At 51.9% G+C, this 17,490-nt stretch carries 13 protein-coding genes; 7 read left to right on the top strand and 6 right to left on the bottom strand.

Annotation, left to right across the window (positions count from 1 at the left end):
- On the top strand, window positions 1-483 hold a 483-nt coding region (locus AC0QH1_RS02370), incomplete at its 5' end, for a hypothetical protein (protein ID WP_324629184.1).
- Between the two features lie 19 nt (window positions 484-502).
- Window positions 503-2,482, top strand: a complete 1,980-nt coding sequence (locus tag AC0QH1_RS02365; RefSeq protein WP_324629183.1) for a hypothetical protein — start codon at window positions 503-505, stop codon at window positions 2,480-2,482.
- Between the two features lie 242 nt (window positions 2,483-2,724).
- Here the strand turns inward: AC0QH1_RS02365 and AC0QH1_RS02360 are convergent, their stop codons facing one another.
- Window positions 2,725-3,420: a response regulator gene (locus AC0QH1_RS02360; RefSeq protein WP_324629182.1), complete on the bottom strand. Its 696-nt coding sequence runs from the start codon at window positions 3,418-3,420 to the stop codon at window positions 2,725-2,727.
- Window positions 3,413-5,848, bottom strand: coding sequence for a PAS domain-containing protein (locus AC0QH1_RS02355; RefSeq protein WP_324629181.1), 2,436 nt, complete (start codon window positions 5,846-5,848; stop codon window positions 3,413-3,415). The genes AC0QH1_RS02360 and AC0QH1_RS02355 overlap by 8 nt, the downstream gene beginning before the upstream one ends.
- Window positions 5,849-6,887: 1,039 nt before the next feature.
- Between AC0QH1_RS02355 and AC0QH1_RS02350 the strand changes: the two genes are divergently transcribed.
- The 3 genes from AC0QH1_RS02350 (at window position 6,888) to AC0QH1_RS02340 (ending at window position 9,464) form a co-directional block, all read left to right on the top strand.
- Window positions 6,888-7,586, top strand: coding sequence for a sugar transferase (locus AC0QH1_RS02350; protein WP_442957265.1), 699 nt, complete (start codon window positions 6,888-6,890; stop codon window positions 7,584-7,586).
- Between the two features lie 215 nt (window positions 7,587-7,801).
- Window positions 7,802-8,338 carry a CDP-diacylglycerol--glycerol-3-phosphate 3-phosphatidyltransferase gene (gene pgsA / locus AC0QH1_RS02345; RefSeq protein ID WP_324629180.1) on the top strand — a complete coding sequence of 179 codons (537 nt, stop codon included), beginning with the start codon at window positions 7,802-7,804 and terminating at the stop codon, window positions 8,336-8,338.
- 625 nt (window positions 8,339-8,963) lie between these two features.
- On the top strand, window positions 8,964-9,464 hold the full coding sequence (locus tag AC0QH1_RS02340) for a DUF4168 domain-containing protein (RefSeq protein ID WP_324629179.1): 501 nt from the start codon (window positions 8,964-8,966) through the stop codon (window positions 9,462-9,464).
- 342 nt (window positions 9,465-9,806) lie between these two features.
- Here the strand turns inward: AC0QH1_RS02340 and AC0QH1_RS02335 are convergent, their stop codons facing one another.
- Together AC0QH1_RS02335 and surE are read right to left on the bottom strand one after the other, a co-directional pair.
- Window positions 9,807-10,745 (bottom strand): NAD-dependent epimerase/dehydratase family protein, encoded by a 939-nt coding sequence (locus AC0QH1_RS02335; protein ID WP_324629178.1) that lies wholly within the window; start codon window positions 10,743-10,745, stop codon window positions 9,807-9,809.
- A gap of 64 nt (window positions 10,746-10,809) precedes the next feature.
- The gene (surE, locus tag AC0QH1_RS02330; RefSeq protein ID WP_324629177.1) at window positions 10,810-11,490 is read right to left on the bottom strand and encodes a 5'/3'-nucleotidase SurE; all 681 of its coding nucleotides are present in this window, start codon (window positions 11,488-11,490) and stop codon (window positions 10,810-10,812) included.
- Between the two features lie 214 nt (window positions 11,491-11,704).
- Between surE and AC0QH1_RS02325 the strand changes: the two genes are divergently transcribed.
- Window positions 11,705-12,739: a sodium:calcium antiporter gene (locus AC0QH1_RS02325; RefSeq protein WP_324629176.1), complete on the top strand. Its 1,035-nt coding sequence runs from the start codon at window positions 11,705-11,707 to the stop codon at window positions 12,737-12,739.
- Between the two features lie 267 nt (window positions 12,740-13,006).
- Here AC0QH1_RS02325 and AC0QH1_RS02320 read toward each other — a convergent pair whose 3' ends face one another.
- Together AC0QH1_RS02320 and AC0QH1_RS02315 are read right to left on the bottom strand one after the other, a co-directional pair.
- Complete coding sequence (locus tag AC0QH1_RS02320) at window positions 13,007-13,615, bottom strand: peptidoglycan-binding domain-containing protein (protein WP_324629175.1); 609 nt, start codon at window positions 13,613-13,615, stop codon at window positions 13,007-13,009.
- Between the two features lie 293 nt (window positions 13,616-13,908).
- On the bottom strand, window positions 13,909-14,547 hold the full coding sequence (locus tag AC0QH1_RS02315) for a TetR/AcrR family transcriptional regulator (protein WP_324629174.1): 639 nt from the start codon (window positions 14,545-14,547) through the stop codon (window positions 13,909-13,911).
- A gap of 846 nt (window positions 14,548-15,393) precedes the next feature.
- On the opposite strand from AC0QH1_RS02315, the gene AC0QH1_RS02310 reads away from it, so the two are divergent.
- Window positions 15,394-17,433: an efflux RND transporter periplasmic adaptor subunit gene (locus AC0QH1_RS02310; RefSeq protein WP_324629173.1), complete on the top strand. Its 2,040-nt coding sequence runs from the start codon at window positions 15,394-15,396 to the stop codon at window positions 17,431-17,433.
- Window positions 17,434-17,490: the final 57 nt, after the last annotated feature.

Below are 17,490 nucleotides of genomic sequence, written 5' to 3'. Positions count from 1 at the left end.
CCAGAGGATTTTTCGGATATCTCTTTCGCCGATGAGCTGGGGGAAGGGGAAACGCCAAAAGCGGTGGAGGAATTAGATTTGCCCGAGAATGGCGCGGATATGGCTTTCGCCGATGAGCCGGTGGAAGCGCAAACGCCGAAGGGTGCGGATACACAGACGCCTCCTTCGTTGGATGATATTTTTGCGTCATTGATGGAAAACAGCCCAGAGCCAATGGAAGCGCAGGAGCCAGAAGCGGAGAGTGTTTCCACGGTGGATGATTTTTTTGCCACCTTCGATGGGGAAGAACTCGCCGGTGAGGAAGGCAAGCTGGAGGAAGCGGAAAATGCGGATGAGGATCTGAGGAATTCGACTCTGGATGATTTTTTTGCTAGCCTGAGCGAACCGGAAGCCGCGATGTCAGGGGGAACGGATTCTCTGGAGGATTTGTTCGGATCGGATCCGTATGATTCCCAGGGGGAATCGGGGGAAAACGATCGGTAGCGCAAAAGATAGCAAGAAGATGCCAGAGTTAATGGGAAAATTGTCCGGGAGATCGGTGTTGGGATTCGAGCGGGTGAGGGATCCAGGAGACGGGAAGGCAAACCCGGGGGAGGATGAGTTGGGGTTAGAGCGTTCTTGCCGGCAAGGGGTGTGGTATTTGGGAATCGATATCGGGACCACGCGGGTGTCGGCGGCGTTGTTCGATCGCGTGACTTGTCAGCTTTATCCGATTTTCTGGAGCGATCGCGCACCAGGAGGGTATGAGGAGGGGAGTTTTGCCCTGTCGTCGGCGGTTTATCTGTCGGCGCAGGGGGTGTGGTTGCGCGGGTTTAAACCGTTGTTGTGCGGTGGGATTGCGGGCACGAAAGGGGTGGGCGATCGCGGCGGTGGCGAGGGGGGAGCTGATGCGGGTTCGGGAAGGGGAGAACACCCGCCGTTGGGGCGATCGCTGGTGCAGTGGTCTGAGGGTCAAACCTTACCTCTGAGTGCGGTGTTGCAAGGTCTACAGGCGCTTTTGGCTACCCTGACTCGTTCTGCGGTGGCGGGGGAAGGTTTGACGTTGGCCGAGTCTGGAGGGGTTGTAGTGGGTGCGGCGGGACTGGAACGGGAGACGTTTCGGGCGGCGATCGCCAATTTGCATGGGGCGATCGTCTCGCAACCGCAAAATTGGCCGGACAGTTATCGGTTTAATCTGCGCGAAGCGATCGTGGGGGCGAAGTTGGTGGCGGATCCGTCGCAAATTGTGTTTGCGGATAATGCGATCGCGGCTTGGTTGTCGGTGCAACCGGGGATCCCTGGCGAAGTCGCTACGATTCCCAGTGCGTTGTCAGCTCGGGTGCATCCCCACTCGGGTCGCGATCCGGGCCGTGAGGCGAGGTCTAGGCACGGGAGAGGTTGTGCAATGGCGATCGATGCGGGGGCGATGACCACCGAGGTGGCGCTTGTGAGGATGCCGGGGTCGCTGTCTGGGTTGCGATATGCGGATTTCAAGCAATGCAGTTTCCCCTATGCGGGGATTGCTCTGGATCAAGATATTATTTGTCAGTTGTTTTGGACTCGGCAAGTCCGAGGTGAGAAGGCGGGATTTTGGGGGTTGGGGTGCGATTTACCGTTACCCCGGGCGGGGAATCCGGATGTGGAGAGGCGATCGCGCTTGCAGCAACGGTTGTTAGATTCGCCGGAGGGCCGGGCGCTGCTGGAGGCGGCGGAGTGGGTAAAGTTGAGTTTGCAACAGCAGGATGAGGTGAGTTTGGAATTGGGGGGCGCTCGATGGGCGATCGCCCGTGGGGATTTGGACCGATGGGTGTTTGAGCCGTTTATTGGCTATTTGAACGAGCAATTGAATCAGTTGCTCTGCGAAACGGGAATCTCGGTGGTGGGGATTCAGCAGGTGATTTGTACCGGGGGAACGATGCGAGATAAGGCGACCCGGCGCTGGTTGCGCTACAAACTGCCCAATGCCCGGACGATATCGGATCCGGTTGCGGGGGACCCTAAAGCTGGAGTGAGTCGGGTGGCGTATGGGTTGGCAAGTTTACCCCTGAATCCGCAGGTTATCGATCTGCATCAGCAGCAATATGGGGATTATTTTTTGCTGGCAGAATTGTTGCAAATTCTGGGGGGGAGTTGGCGCTCTTTTGCGGAAATTCTTCAGTTACTCGAACGTCGCGGGATTCATACGCGATCGCAGCACCATCGGATTAAAGGGTTACTCGATGGTAATTTGCCTCCGGGGTTGACGGCTACCTTTTCTTCTTTACCCTTGCCAGATATGACGGCTTATCCCCTGGATTCCCAAGTGCCTTTATTTGATAAGCAACAGGCACATCGCTATCGTCTCAACCCGCTACAATCTCACCGCTTGCATCATTTTTTCACTCGCTTGACGCTTCGCACTCATCAAAGTTTAGAAGAACCTTTGCCGTTTCTGTTCGGCGTTTCTCAGTTGTCGCACTCTCCTGAGTTTTCTTTACCGGCGACTACGGTTACGGTGCGCTGAAAGTGCCGGATCTATCAAGAGGCTATCGATCCCCTGGGAATGTTCCTATTTTATCGGCGGATTCAATCCGGTGAATTGACTCGGGTAAAGAACCCCGGGCAATTTAGTAATTGCCCGGAGTAATAAGGAAAACCGGATTTGTCCATTCGTTGGCGATCGCTTGATGTTGGTGGGCTTCAAACCCGTGGGTTTGATTTACATTTCATGCCGAATTACTGTGAGTTATTGACAGCTTTTAATGACTAGGACTTCGATTGCGGATTGTCCTGCAGCAGATTGAAATGAGAGAGTAAGGCGACATTTTCTGGTGTGAGCAATTGCTGCAATTGCGCCATTTGATTGAGCAAGGACAACTCGCGACTGAATTCTTCTTGTAAGATTTGTAAATAGCGTTGGCTTCGCTTTTCCTTCGCGGTTTCCCGTTCTAACATCTTCAGGGCCATGTTAATATTGGATAAAGGCCGGCGAAATTCTTGGTCGATATTTTGGACCAAACGCTCTTTGGCGGCCATCACGGTTTGAATTTTGTGGAGTTCTTCAGATAGCACGCTCATCTGTTCGGTTATGCGGTTGTGCTTGTTCAGGCGCGCCGCGATCGCCCGCAACAACTCCTCCGCATCAAAAGGTTTGGTAATATAATCATCCGCCCCCAATTCAAATCCTTGGCGCATATCCGCTCTTTCTACTTTAGCCGTCAGGAAGATAAATGGAATCCCCACTGTAGCGGAATTCGCTTGCAACCGTCGCAATACTTCATATCCATCCACATCGGGCATCAGGATATCGCAAATAATTAGATTTGGCGGTTGTTCTACCGCTAAGTTCACGCCGACAACCCCATTTTCTGCCACGATCGCCTCAAATCCTTCCGCTTGTAGGATCCGCCTAATATTGAGACCCACAACCTTTTCGTCTTCTATTATTAAGATTTTAGTCATATTTGTCCCTATGGCCTTCCTTGTTGAGTGGAATCTTCACGATAAACGTCGTACCCACTCCCATTGTACTGGTCAAGCTGAGGGTACCTTGGTGTAATTCTAAGGATTTCTTAACAATTGCCAATCCTAAACCCGTTCCGGAAATGGTTCCTACATTTCTACCCCGGTGGAACGATTCAAATACGTGGGGCTGGTCTTCACTGGGAATCCCAATCCCTCGGTCTTTAATCTGAAAGATAGCGCAGCCATCTTGCTCTGTCAAGCTCACTTCCACCTCCTCGCCTTCGGGAGAATATTTCATCGCATTGGAGAGCAAATTGCCGATAATTTGTCGGAGCAGTTTTTCATCCATGCGGGCGGAAACCAAACGCCCTGTGGCGGCGCTATCGATTGTCAATTGGATAGTTTTTCCGCGCCCCGTAGCGGATTGGATCTCGGAGACGAAACGGCGACAAAACTCCCTTAAATTTAGAAGGGTGGGTTTAAATTGCAGTTGACCGGTTTCCACTTTTCCGAAACTCAACACATCTTCTAATAATTCGTTCATGTGTTTGACGGCGGATATAATTTGCCCGACAATTTCGAGTTGTTCGTCGCGATTCCATTCGTAGCGTTGGATTAGTTGCGCGGAAGAAAGAATGGTAGTCAAGGGAGTGCGAAACTCGTGAGAGGTCATGGACACCAAGCGACTTCGCAGTTCGACCAGTTCTCGTTCTTTTTCTAGGGCTTTGAAGACTTCTGCTTCCCCGCGCTTGCGATCGCTAATATCCAATAAAGATCCGATACATTCCAAGGGATTGCCCGCCTCATCGGTGACTAATTTTAAGTCATCGCGCACCCAGACATAGCTACCGTTGGCGTGGCGAAAGCGGTATTCTTGGGTCGATCGCCCGGTGTTCAACAACTGGGACATGTTGGCTAATGCGCGATCGGCGTCTTCTGGATGCAGGCGATCGAGCCAAAATTGCGGATCGGTTAAAAACGCTTGCGGTGTATAGCCGAGGGTTTCGCGCACGTTATCGCTAATAAAGGTACAGGAATAACAGCCGGTGGGTTCGCAGGTGTAAATGGTGGCGGGATTGGAAGCAATCAGATATTGGAACCGCTGTTGGGTTTCTCGTAAGGCATCCAGGGCTTGTTTGAGGTCGCCGATATCCATGCCCGATCCGATATATCCGGCAAATTCGCCGTTGTGGCTAAAGCGGGGAACGCCGGTTTCTAAAATCCAGCGATATTCCCCATCGGCACGTCGGAGGCGGTATTCTAGCTGAAATTGCGATCGCACCTGAAATGCCAAGGTGAAAGTCTGGGCAAACCGTTCTCTGTCTTCTGGATGAATATGCCCGTGCAAATCCTCACCTAGTTCCGGGTCTAACTGCCGTCCGGTAAAATTTAACCAGGATTGGTTAAAAAAACAATACCGTCCCTGGGTATCTGCCATCCACATCATCACCGGTGCGGTATCTGCCAACTGACGAAAGTATTGTTCGCTTTCTTTGACAACCGCTTCAGTTTGCTGGGTGGGGGCACTGTGCGGGGAACGTTCTGCGATCTCTGCCACGCCCCGGCGATCGCCGACCTCTCCCATGACGCTCAGCACGTATTCCACGGTGCGATCGCTGCTCCATTCTGGCAGGAAATGCGCTTCGTATCGCCTCACTTGTGTTCCTAGGGGCACCAACACTTCTCTCCACTGCGGTTGCCCGGTGGCAAATACCTGCCGCACCGCTGTTTCCCATTGGCGAACGAATTCGGCAGGCATTTCCAACTCGGTGGGGGTTTTCCCGATCGCCTGCTTGGTGGCGATCCCGAGTACCGCTTCTAGGGCTGGACTCACATAAATGTAACGCAGTTGGCGATCGCAGCAGGCGATAATATGGGCAGGGCGATCGTCCCTCAGTGGATCTACTGGTGCCTCGCTTTCCGGGGTTGCTTCCCCGGAGTTGCCATGTATGGGTTGCGGGTGCCTCTCCCACCGCACGGGTACCGCCCCATTACTTTCCGGTAGCGCCCCACGGGTGGGCTGGCATTCAGGGATCTCTCGCACCACAATCAGGACATAGGCGAGATTCCCCCCCGGATCCGCAACGGGAAACACTTGCACCCATACGGGAAAAGTCGTATCGTCCGCGCGACGGTGGCGGGATTCAAAATGAGCCTCCCCCACTTCGCACCCCTGTTGCAACTGGTGTAACCACTGCGCCCGATACTCGGCACAAACCCAGGCGAGCATCGGGAGGGCGCGCGCTCGAGCGATCGCGATTCCGTGAAGCTTGGCGAAGGTTGAGTTGACTTGATAGGTAATCTGCCCATCGCAACTACATAGAGCCATTCCCCAGTCCAACCCCTCGAACCCTTGTCGATTCGAGATTGGATCGACACCGAAAGTTTGTCCTTCCCCAATGAAACGGGGGTCTTTGCGCCGCATAGTCCACCTCTGTTGGGATCCGAAGCGATCGCGCCTCGGTTTACCACTGTTCCACTGTCCTTTTAAACTCCTTGCACTTTCTTAACCGACTTTTCGCTCTCCCGAGCGTCTTTGCTGCCTATTAAGCTATGCATCTTAGCTTGTTTTTTTCTTGACTTGCAACTTGCTAGTTTAACGATTGGTTATGCCCTCAAGAAAGCCCCGGCGGAGTTTATCATTTTAAATTACATCTTTTGAAAACCTCAAGATTCCTTCTAGGTAGCATTTTCATGAATTTTGATAGTTGCATTTATTTCGCTATAATTTGGATTATACCCCAGCATTGTTCCGATATTTGATAAAGAAACGGTTAAAATTCATGCCGTCTATCAGTTATCTTTGGGTTAATTCCGGCTTAACTGTAGTAAAAGATACAAGTGGACGGAGAGAACGGATCCGGAGGAAGCCAGCCTCACTGTGGTAAGCGATGAGTTTGGTTTCGAGAGGGCTTCCCCGCCCAAAAAACTTTCCGGCGATCGCCGCCCTTTTCCTCGCACCCGCCAACGGCTGACCGAGGGGTGAAAACCCCTCTATGATTGATTAATTTCCGGAGGTGGGATAATTTAACTTAATCAATTGACCCCACAAGTTCGTGCAGCAGAATTGAAAACTTTTGATTGTAGCAGATAAAATAGGAAGAAAGCAAACAACATCCGCGAACCTGGCAATGGAGAAAGAGGATAGACTAAAAGTAATTCTGGGGGGTAGAAATCAGTCCTATATAGGAGAAAACCCACCCGTCAAAGCCATTGAGGTGGCGATCGCGCTCCAAGCCAAACCGGGAGCGGCGCACAGGGGAAATGGGGATCGCGCTACTGTTACCCTGACTTCCGAAGGATCCCGGAGTGGCACAGACAAATCAACATCAAAACTTTACAAAACGGGGGCTGAATTCAAAGATTTGGCAAATTCACGGCGGGAGGCGTGTTCACTTCAGGGTTAGTTATGTATAGTGAGGCCAAGACAGGAAGTGTTGCCATATCAAAGTCGAGTACCAGCCGTGATTAGTATTTCTAGACTCTCTGCTCCCATTTCTATTGCTCAATCCGTTATCGAATCCAGGAAATCTCAACAGTCCTGGCGGGAGGAAGTCCATCCTTCCGTGAACAGTAAAGCCAAACGCGCGATGGACATTGTAGGCGCACTCGTGGGGTTGACCATCGCGGGGATCGTTGGCATTCCCCTGGCGATCGCCATGCTCATCGACGATCCCGGGCCGCTATTATATAGTCAAATCCGTTGCGGTTACAAAGGACGTCACTTTCGGATGTGGAAATTCCGGTCGATGGTGGTGAATGCGGATAAATTGCAGCATTTGGTGAACAACGAAGTGCAAGGCCATCTGTTTAAAAACGAGAACGACCCTCGCATCACGCGGGTGGGGCGTTTTCTGCGCCGCACCAGTCTCGATGAATTCCCGCAATTCTGGAACGTTTTAAAAGGAGAAATGAGTTTGGTGGGAACTCGTCCCCCCACCCCGGGAGAAGTGGCAGAATATCAACCCCGTCACTTGGCCCGCTTAAACGTGAAACCGGGATTGACCGGGGAGTGGCAAACCAGTGGTCGATCGAGCATCAAAGATTTCGAACAGGTGGTCAAACTGGATCTCGACTACCAACACAAATGGTCGATCGCCTACGATTTGTTGCTAATTGTCAAGACCTTTGCCGCGATCGCCAATCAGAAAGGAGCCTACTGAGGCGATCGGCTTGGGAAATTCTAAACCGAATCGATTCGAGAACCGAGGGGAAACATCTGCAATCCACCCCTCGGTTTTGTTCGTATTTACCCCGTCGCCAATCCCGAGTCAAATCCGTGCGGATGTGGTAGGGTTGGGATAATCCCACTGCCAGCCCACGCGGTCGGTGGATTTTTGCCACATCCCGTTTGGGGAGAGAAGTTAGCTGAGAACCTATGACGCTCTCGACTTGGATTACGTTTTCCCGTTTGCTGGGAGTTCCTTTTTTGCTTTACGCCCTGCAAGATCCCACCCCGACCCTGCGATGGAGTGCGTTGGGGGTTTTTCTGGTGGCGGCGCTTACCGACTGGTTGGATGGATATTTAGCCCGCAAGCTCGATCAAGTGACCGAGTTAGGCAAGTTTCTCGATCCGTTGGTGGATAAGTTGCTGGTATTTGCCCCCTTCCTGTGTCTGGTGGAATTGGGACAGTTACCCGCTTGGGGGGTATTTTTAATTTTATTTCGGGAATTGGCGATCGCCGGGTGGCGCGTCAACCCAGCACTCACCGGCACCAGTAGCATTTCCGGTGCTAATATTTGGGGAAAGCTCAAAACGGTGAGTCAGATTATCGCGATCGCCCTATCGATCGCTCCTCTTTCCGACCCCTGGCCTTTTATCGCCGCGATCGCCTTTTGGGTGGCGGTGGCCTTGACTTTGATTTCCGGTGGGATCTATATTTGGCCTCAGCAACCTGCTGGAGAAAATGCCTAATTTCCTGGGAAATCAACCGGGATCTAGGGTCAATATCTCCCGACAACAGTTTGCATCTCCTAAGGGGAATGGTTTATGCAAACATAACCCCTGTTCCTGTTTGCATAACGATGGGGAGAATCTATCTTCAGAGGGAGTGGCGCGATCGCTGCCTTCGTTACCCTGGATATTGCGCAAGGGAGGATTTCCCCTTTTCCGGAGCGCGCGTCGAAGGATTTTCCCAAATTGCGCGATCGCCTGGTTATCTTGCTTTCGGCTTGACATTTCCCAAACAAAAAGATTAGGCTGGAGTAGATTACCGAGTTCAAAAAGCGCGCGCGATCGTAGATCTTTTGTAATTTGGGCATCCGGTTTGCTTTGCACAGGATTGGTTCGCTCGGGTGATGCCCCACGCCAACCGACCACCAAATAAAGCACTTAATGCCTGGGAGGCAATTGAGAAAGGCTTGCACTACAGCAGCAGAGGCGATCGCCGTGCAGGGAAAACCGCGTTCTCGGCCCGTGTTTCTCGTTGCGCGCCCTCGCACGAGAATCGCACCAATCCACTTAACCCACCAACGGGTTCTCGCTTTGCTTAGCCGTTGATTTTCCGGCAAAGCATTATGTCATTATGGAGGAATTTTAAATGCTCAAGCAACTTATCACCGCCAGTTCCATCCTGGCACTGTTGCTTGTAGGTAATTTACCTGCTGCTCACGCTGGGACGCAACAGAGTGTGCCCCAGAATTCTCAGCAAATTCTCGCTCAAGCCAATAATGTCAGCTCATCGGAGTTGCAACAATTCGCCAGCGTTTATAAAAAGCTAGTCACACTCGAACAGCAATTTCAAGCGCAAATCGTACAAGTCATTCAAAGCGAAGGTTTTACTCGCGAGCGCTTTGTGGAAATTTACGAAGCGCAAACCAATCCGCAAGCTCAACCGGGATCCGAAATTTCTCAATCGGAAATGGAGAGTTTTCAGCAAGTCGTGGCGCAAGCGCAAGCAATTCGCCAAGAAACCCAGGTCAGACAACAAGAAGCTGTGGCGGAAAGCGGTTTAGATGCCAATCGGTTTCAGGAAATTCTCGCGGCTATCAAAAACAGCCCAGAACTCCAGCAAGAAGTTGAAGCATTAATTCAACAATAGTGCCATAAACTTGCCTTAAGACAGTTAGGCAATAATAATAAGAACCTGAATCAATGGAGGTGTCTTCAACGCACCTCTGTTTTTTTAGCAAGAAAAAGCCCCTAGGTCAGGGTAGGGCTTTTGTCCGCACAAAGCGACTCCTACACGGGCTATTTTTTATTAACAATCTTCTTTTGCCGGATATAATATAGGCGTTCAAACATCAATAATACCGAGTAACTTAGGGACACGGCAATGCCGTGTCCTGACTGTTGTAGATATCCGAAGAATCGCCGATAAAATGGGCGTCTGAGTTAAGGAAACGCACTCAATCTGCCCGTGGTGCATTCCGCGCGCTTCGGTTTAACCCATTGCCTTTAAGATTTCATCATCGAGGGAAAAATCTACCTCAGCTTTATCCGCACCGGTGGCGAGATAATCGTTTTGAAAAGAATCTTTCAACCCGGAAATCAAGTCAAATTGCGGCATCCAATTCAGCTCGCTTTTGGCTTTTTGCACGTCGGCGAAGAAATGCTGCACCCGGAGGGGAAATGCCTTGCGCTTGCCGAAATCGAATTGTTTGGGGTCATAATGCACCAATTTCACTGCATCGGGGGATTTGCCCGCCGCTGCGGCGCAGGCGCGCGCTAATCCGTCGAAGGTGACATAGCGATCGCCGGATACATTATAAATCTCTGCGATGGCCTTTTCATTCCCGAGAACCGCCGCCATTGCATTGGCTAAATCGTAACAATGACCCAATTGCGTAATGTGCAGTCCGTTTCCGGGAATGGGAATGGGGCGATCGCGCGTGATGCGGTCAAAAAACCACGCTTCTAGGGGATTGTAATTTTGCGGTCCGTAAATATAGGTAGGACGAATTGCCGTAAATGGCAATCCGGCGTCGGCGAGATAGTTTTCCGTGTGGTTTTTCCCTTTATGACGACTTTTCGGGTCAATTTCGTCACCTTCGCGATGGGGCAAGCGATCGGATTTGAGATAAACCCCTGCCGAACTCATGTATATAAAATGCTTGACTTTGCCTTTAAATAAATCCGCCAGGGGTTGTGTGTCGCTCAATTCTCGACCGTTGTTGTCAAAAATGGCGTCAAAACTTTCATTAGAAAGCTTATCTGTAAGTACCTGGGCATCTTTGCGATCGCCGTGAATCTGCTGTAGGTCTGCCACCGGTGCGGGTTTGTTGCCGCGATTAAACAGCACAACTTCGTGCCCTTGTTCCACGAGAATTTTAGTTAGATAAACCCCGATAAATCGGGTGCCGCCCATCATTAAAATTCGCATCTCGTTTACCCCTTGTTGTGGTCAAGGGATATTGTACCGGAAAAGGGTTTCCCCTCGCCCCTCCTTACAGATGCAGTTGGGTCACGGCGATGTTGCCGGAAAAGCAAACCTCCACATCGGTACCCGGGGCGCGATCGCGCATTCCATAGACTCCTTCATAATAATAATACTCCCCTTCGATGCGATATTTCACCGGCAAGGGTTGGGTAGAAGGTTGGCAAAACACCACTTCCGGTTCCGGGTCATTCGCTTCGACAAAGGGCAAATTGACGTTCCAGAAGCTACCTTTTTCCGGGGGGCGATCGAGCAGTTGCGTCAGCACCTTGCGGGCAATTTTCGTGGTGCGATCCCAATCAACCAAGCGTCCTGCTTTGCGATATTGGGAAATCGCGATTCCGGGGACGCCGTGAATGGCCCCTTCGCGAACCGCCGCCACGGTACCGGAGATATAGACATCCACCCCCATATTGCCGCCATAATTAATCCCGGATACGATCCAACTGGCATCGGGAGAGAGATTCGCTAAGGCGATGCGCGTACAATCTGCTGGGGTGCCCCCAATGGCATAGGCGCTGTCGGACCGGCGATCGACATGGATGGGGCGATCGGTAATCACTTTATGCCCGCATCCGGATAATCCCTGTTGTGGCGCAACGGTAATGCTTCGATGACCGTTGAGGGCGTTTTTCAGGGCCAGAATGCCTGGGGCATCGATTCCGTCGTCGTTGGTTAGAATGAAGGTCATGGATGTTTGAGTGAGTTATCACAGGGTTGGGAACCACAACCGTTATTGTCCAATACAATGGCATCTCTACAACGTCTCTGGAAGAAATTGGGTTGAATCGCGCCCGGTTCTGGTATGGTTCGAGGAGTTGCGATCGCCATCCTAACCCGGTTTTCCTCGTACCGCTTTGGGTGAATTGTCGCACCGCCAAACCCTCTTGCTATCGATATTTTCTATGCAATTAACCTTTTGGATCTTAGTTTTAATTTTGGCCGTTTCTGCGGCACATTGGGGGTCGGATAAAATTGCCGAACCCCTGCAAAAACTGCGATCGCAGTGGGGACTAACGGAAGCGGCAGGTGCGGCATTTGTGGCCTTGGCAACCGCCAGTCCGGAGGTGGGCATTAACACCACCAGCGCCCTGCGCGGACTCTCGGATATCGGATTGGGCAATTTGCTCGGATCGAATATTATCTCGGTTCCGGCAATGGTGACGGTGGCCTATATTGCCTGTCGAACTCGGGGCAATTCTTCCCCGTCTGCACCGGATTTGGCCGAGAATACTTCGGGGGAAAATGCGGATTTGCCACGGGGCGATCGCCCCTGTAACGTGCTGCGAGTGAAACCGGAGGCGCTGACGGTGCAAGCTTTACCTTACTTGGCCGTTATCGCCTTGGCAACTCTGCTGACGGTGCCTAAACCCTGGCGAGGATTGCAACCAATCGATGGTTGGATTATGCTGGTTGTCTATTTCGTTTATTTAGGTCAAGCTATCTTTCGTCAGCGTAGCGAATCCCAATCGGTGCAGTGGACGACTCGGGAAATTCTCATCGCTATCATGGGCATTTTAGCCCTGATTTTTGGCGCTTATTTTACCGTGACCGCCACGGAACAAATTGTGTCGATTTTAAAGATTTCCGAACTGCTTGGCGGCTTATTTATTACCTCTACCATGAGCATCGCGCCGGAAGTTTTTGCTACCTGGAGTGTGGCGCGCAGCGGTCAAGTTACCGCCGCTACTACGAATGTGATTGCTGACAATACGGTAACGATGACCTTGGCGTTTTTCCCTTTGGCATTGGTGACGCTTACGATTCAAGATTTTGAGTTGTTTGCGGTGAATTTAACTTTTGTGGCACTTTTGGCGGGGGCTTATGCCGCTTTTATTCGCTGGGAAACTCGCGAAAGCGGGTTTAATTTGTGGGAAGTTTTGGCGTTGAATGGGATTTATTTGATTTATTTAGGGGTGATGATTTTTAAGGTGTTGTAGGGTTATTGGTTATTGGTCATTGGTTATTGGTCATTGGTGGTTGGTCATTGGTGGTTGGGGGGTAGGCAATGTTCAAATTGCTGGGGGTGGCGGAGGGAACTGACGGGGGTTTGCCGCGAGGTAAAAAAATTCTCGATTGGGGTTGACAAATGGACAACTTTGTGGTAAGGAAACTCGATCGCCTGGGAACGGGGGCGATCGCAGGAGGAAACCCCCGCCTCCCCTGATAAGGCGGGGACAATACAGGGTCAGGGTGAAGTTGCCCGATTACAACCCTGTATAATTGCGGAGTGCGGTATGAGTTTTCAAGCCCACCACACCATCTGCTTTCAGACCGTAATCTGCTTGGAATTGCTTGAGTGCAGCTTTTGTTTGGGCGTCAAATGTCCCATCGATTTTTTTATAGTTCAAGTATCCCAAGGAGCTTAATTGGCGCTGCACTCTGACCACGGTGCCCCCATCGTTACCCAGTTTGACCGTGGGTTGGGTGGAGGGTTTGGGGGTTTGGGGATACTTTTGATTGAGGGCGGCTAGAGTTTGGGGTCCGACGATGCCATCGGGGGTGAGTCCGTTTTCCTTTTGGAAGTGCTTCACCGCTTGTTTGGTGATGTCGCCATAGTAACCGGAGATATCGGTTTGAAAATAGCCCAGTTCTTGCAAGCGATATTGAATTTGGTTGACCTCTTTGCCACTTTCGCCTTGGCGCAAGAGGGCTAATGCGGGAGAGGACATGCCGAGGAAAGAGGCGGTGAGGCCCAGGGGGATGAGGGCCATGAGCGATCGCCACCCTCTTTTTGGGGCTTTGACCCGCATTTGTGGCAGTTCCAACTTGTGGTTATAAGCTTCAGCGAGATGGATAAACGCGAGAGAATCCATTGCATTTACTCCTGTGGGTACATCGAGGGGCTACCCGCGCGCGTGGGAGTGCGGATGGCGTTGCGAAAGGTAGCAACGCGAAATCTCGCCTTGAATCTGAGGGATGGAGCCTCAGACTCAGCCAGTGCTCCTGGCGCATGGCGGTTCAGCCCATTTATGACAAATTTTAAGGGCGATCGCTTCAATTGTGACGCTTTTGTGGAAAAAATCTCGGAAGTTTTCCGGTGAGCCAATTGTCAATTGTAAATTGGTGACGGTTTGGGGACCAAGAGGAGCGATCGCGGAATCGACCCTTATTTTCCCAGATAAGGCTGCAAATAAGCCAGCAGCAGTTTTTTTAATTCCCCGGCGACTTGTTGCTGAAATTGGGCGTCTCGCGTCAGGGAGAGTCGGCGGAGATTGCGCGCCACCTCCACCACCACTAATGCCATTAATTCAGTTTGGTCCCGAGACAGATGCGGCGCTTTTCGCCGATAGAACTCTGCGAGTTCCTCCGCCACTTGCGAACACAGATCCGCATCCATCGCTTGCACGGAAGCGGAGGCGGCTAAGGATTCGACAAAAACGGCACGATATCCCGGATTAGCGCGAATAAAGGCTTCAAATTCTCTCATTATCCGGTCGATATAGTCTGATAAGGGCAAATCAAGCACTTCTGGGCTGTGATGCACCTGGGAAAAGGTCTCGTGCATTTGCTCGATGTAGCGCTCAGCTAGGGCTTTGAGCAGGGCTTCCTTATCCGGGAAAAAGCGATAGAGGGATCCGATGGAAGTTTGGGCGCGGGCGGCGATCGCATTGGTGCTGGCGGCTTCATACCCCACCTGTGCAAATAACCCCTCCGCCGCCGCCAATATTTTATTCACCCGTTTAATCGCGCGAGCTTGTTGCGGCTTACGCCTCATCACCTCTGGGTTTAGAGCATCTTCGTGCATTTTTTTTCTCTGTGACTTGACAAACGCGAGTGTTTACTCGTATCTTATAAACATGAGCCTCTACTCATATTGTACGGCGTCCCGGGGTTTCTTGCCGCTTCTGGGAGGCAACGGTCCCGACACCGCGCCAGAAACAGGGAGCACCTTCTCCGGTTGACTCTGAGTGTACATAAACCCCAGGATCGACGCGATTTCTCCGCTTGCCCCTGGGGCAACTGCGAGGGAAGCTAGCCGGGGACGAATCGGGGGTTAAAATAAAATTTTCTCCGGCAATAAATGTCAGATATAGTCAGTAAAATTATTCGACGCTTGCCTGACTTCCGACTGGATAAACTGGGGCGATAAAACTGCATTTATAACGGGGTAAATCCTGGAAAAGTTTATAAAAAAGTTAGAACGATGATTCTAAACCTGTGGCAGCTATGCCCGGGATATTTTGTTGCAAAATTTTCTCGGTAATGGCTTGAGCTGGAGAAAGGGGAACTCACGCAAACGCCTTATTGTTAGAGGCTTTTACGAGATAAGCTGTCAAGCCATTACCAAAACTCGAGAGGAATAGGCCGAGGGGATTCTGGCAATTTTTAGCATAAATTTTGCATGTTTTTACACCTTTCACCCAGTTGGGTGAAGGCAGGGAAAGAGGAGAATTGTAAAATTAAAAAATAAAGGGTTAGCTAGAAACAGCTAGAGCAGAGTTTGTAAAGAGAATGATGTGCTATCGCCAGGTCAACCTAGCGGTGATATTAAAAGGAATATTTTCAGGTAATCTTGGCAAAAAGCCGAGATAAACCCAAGCGAATCGGCTCAACTCAATGCAACCCACGCCAGTGTTTTAGGAAACCAACCATGACTAACACCATCCAGAGCTTTTCACCCCAAGAATCATCGATATCGTTGAATGGTAATGGCGCAGGGAAAGGCACGCGCGATCGCCATCCAGAAGGCGAGGCTAGAGTAGTGGTGCAAGAATGGGAGCCAGAGGCGGTAGAGACTTCCGCCCCGGGAGAAACGGTCCCCCGAGAAGAAGAGATTCCCGCCGAGAAACCGAAAAAGCGGGGCAAATCCGGTGGATCCTGGGTGAAAAAAACCCTATTGGTACTTCCCTTGCTAGGGGCGATCGCGGCATTTGGTGGTGTAGGAGTCATGCGAGTGCGAAACGCCCAGGCTCCGGTGCAAGAAGCGCAGCAAACCGCGCAACCGGTGGGCTTGCCCGTGGCTGCGGTACCGGTGGAAGTCTCGCCGATTCAGGAATGGGTATTTGCCGATGGGAGTGCCACAGCGGTTCGCAGCAAGCACCTCACCTTTGAGGAAGGCGGAACCATCACCTATATTAAAGAAGTGAACGGACGGGATTTGCGAGAAGGCGATCGCGTCAGCGAAGGGGAACTGTTAGCCAAAGTAGACGATCGCCGGCTCAACGCGGATTTAACCCAAGCGAGAGCCACCACCGCCGAAGCCGAGAAACAAAAAAGCGTGGCGATCGCCAATCTCTCCCAAGTGAGAGCCAACCGTGCCCAAGCGCAAGCCAGCGTCGAGCAAAATTACGCCAGCATCGAACAAGCCAAAGCCAAAGTGGAGCAAGCGAGAGCCAACCGCGCCCAAATCGAAGCCAAAGTCGAGCAAGCGCAAGTGGGCGTCGAACAAGCGGAAGTCAAAATAGAACAAGCGCAAGCCAACGTTGCCCAAGCGCGAGCCAAACGGGAACAAGCGATTTCCCAGGTTGCCCAAGCCAAAGCCAACCTAGAAAAAGCGATCGCCGACCTAGAACTGGCGCGCAAAGAACAACAGCGTCGCGTCACATTATATCAAGAAGGGGCAATTTCGCAAAGCGACTTAGACCTGTACACCAACAAATTACAGAATGCCGAAGCCGCAGTTGCCACCGCCAGAAGCCAAGTGAGCGCCGCCGAATCCGAGGTAAGAGCCGCCGACAGCCAACTCCTGGCGGCGGAAAAAGAAGTAGATGCGGCCAAACGGCAGGCGATCGCCACCCAAAAAGACGTGCAAGCCGCACAAAGCCAACTCGCCGCCGCCACCCAAGATATAGAAGTAGCCAAAAGTCAAGTCAAAGCCGCCAACAGCCAACTGAGCGCTGCCGAAAGCCAAGTGAGAGCGGTAGAAGGCAACCTGCGCGCCGCCGAAGCCCAAGTAGAAGCCGCCCAAGCCGGCATCGAATCGGCCCGCAGTGGCATAACGAGAGCTTCCGTCAACCTAGAAGACAGCGCCTTGTATGCGCCCTTCGACGGGATTATCGCCTACCTGAATATCACCGAAGGCGACTACTGGATGCCGCAACGGGTACAACCCAGTGCCGACTATCAGACGATAGTAGAACAAGTGCCGATGATTGTCATCGACCCGAGCGAATTTGAAGTCACCGTAGAACTGCCCGCCTTCGAGGGAGAACGAGTGCAACCCGGACAACGGGCGTTTGTGGTGCTCGAGGGAGACGCCAGCGCCGCCGCCGGCGGCGATACAACCAGCGACAGTTTGATTCAACGGGCCAAAGCACGAGGGCGGGTATTTTCCGTCAGCCCCTCGGTCACTCCTGGGGGTCGTTCCGTGGAAGTGAAAATCCGGATTACCGACGGGACGGAAAACCTGCGACATGGGGGGAGAGTTTCGGCGTGGATTGCAGTGGCTGAAAATGAGAATGCAACTGTTGCGCCGTTGAATGCCTTTGTGTTTCGCGATCGCAATCCCTATGTATTTGTGGTCAACGAAGCCACCGGCAAGGTGGAAAAGCGAGAAATCACCCCCGGGATCGAAGGCATTTCCCAGCGCGAAATTGTCGCCGGGGTGAAACCGGGGGAACTGGTGGTCACCGAAGGGAAAAACCGCCTGGTGGATGGCGCACCGGTGCAGTTAATCGAGCGGGTACAATAGAGGAACCGACATGAAAACTGCGATAAACTGTGGCAATTTTCACCCAATGGCAACATC

The organism is Phormidium sp. CCY1219 (assembly GCF_055795085.1).
Note: the sequence above shows the minus strand (reverse complement) of the source record. Positions and strands in the feature narration are given on the sequence as shown.

What these genes read in the sequence shown, in the direction of transcription:
- AC0QH1_RS02365 (WP_324629183.1), top strand. Translation starts at nt 503, where the DNA reads ATGCCAGAGTTAATGGGAAAATTGTCCGGGAGATCGGTGTTGGGATTC.
- AC0QH1_RS02360 (WP_324629182.1), bottom strand. Translation starts at nt 3,420, where the DNA reads ATGACTAAAATCTTAATAATAGAAGACGAAAAGGTTGTGGGTCTCAAT.
- AC0QH1_RS02355 (WP_324629181.1), bottom strand. Translation starts at nt 5,848, where the DNA reads ATGCGGCGCAAAGACCCCCGTTTCATTGGGGAAGGACAAACTTTCGGT.
- pgsA (WP_324629180.1), top strand. Translation starts at nt 7,802, where the DNA reads ATGACGCTCTCGACTTGGATTACGTTTTCCCGTTTGCTGGGAGTTCCT.
- AC0QH1_RS02340 (WP_324629179.1), top strand. Translation starts at nt 8,964, where the DNA reads ATGCTCAAGCAACTTATCACCGCCAGTTCCATCCTGGCACTGTTGCTT.
- AC0QH1_RS02335 (WP_324629178.1), bottom strand. Translation starts at nt 10,745, where the DNA reads ATGCGAATTTTAATGATGGGCGGCACCCGATTTATCGGGGTTTATCTA.
- surE (WP_324629177.1), bottom strand. Translation starts at nt 11,490, where the DNA reads ATGACCTTCATTCTAACCAACGACGACGGAATCGATGCCCCAGGCATT.
- AC0QH1_RS02325 (WP_324629176.1), top strand. Translation starts at nt 11,705, where the DNA reads ATGCAATTAACCTTTTGGATCTTAGTTTTAATTTTGGCCGTTTCTGCG.
- AC0QH1_RS02320 (WP_324629175.1), bottom strand. Translation starts at nt 13,615, where the DNA reads ATGGATTCTCTCGCGTTTATCCATCTCGCTGAAGCTTATAACCACAAG.
- AC0QH1_RS02315 (WP_324629174.1), bottom strand. Translation starts at nt 14,547, where the DNA reads ATGCACGAAGATGCTCTAAACCCAGAGGTGATGAGGCGTAAGCCGCAA.
- AC0QH1_RS02310 (WP_324629173.1), top strand. Translation starts at nt 15,394, where the DNA reads ATGACTAACACCATCCAGAGCTTTTCACCCCAAGAATCATCGATATCG.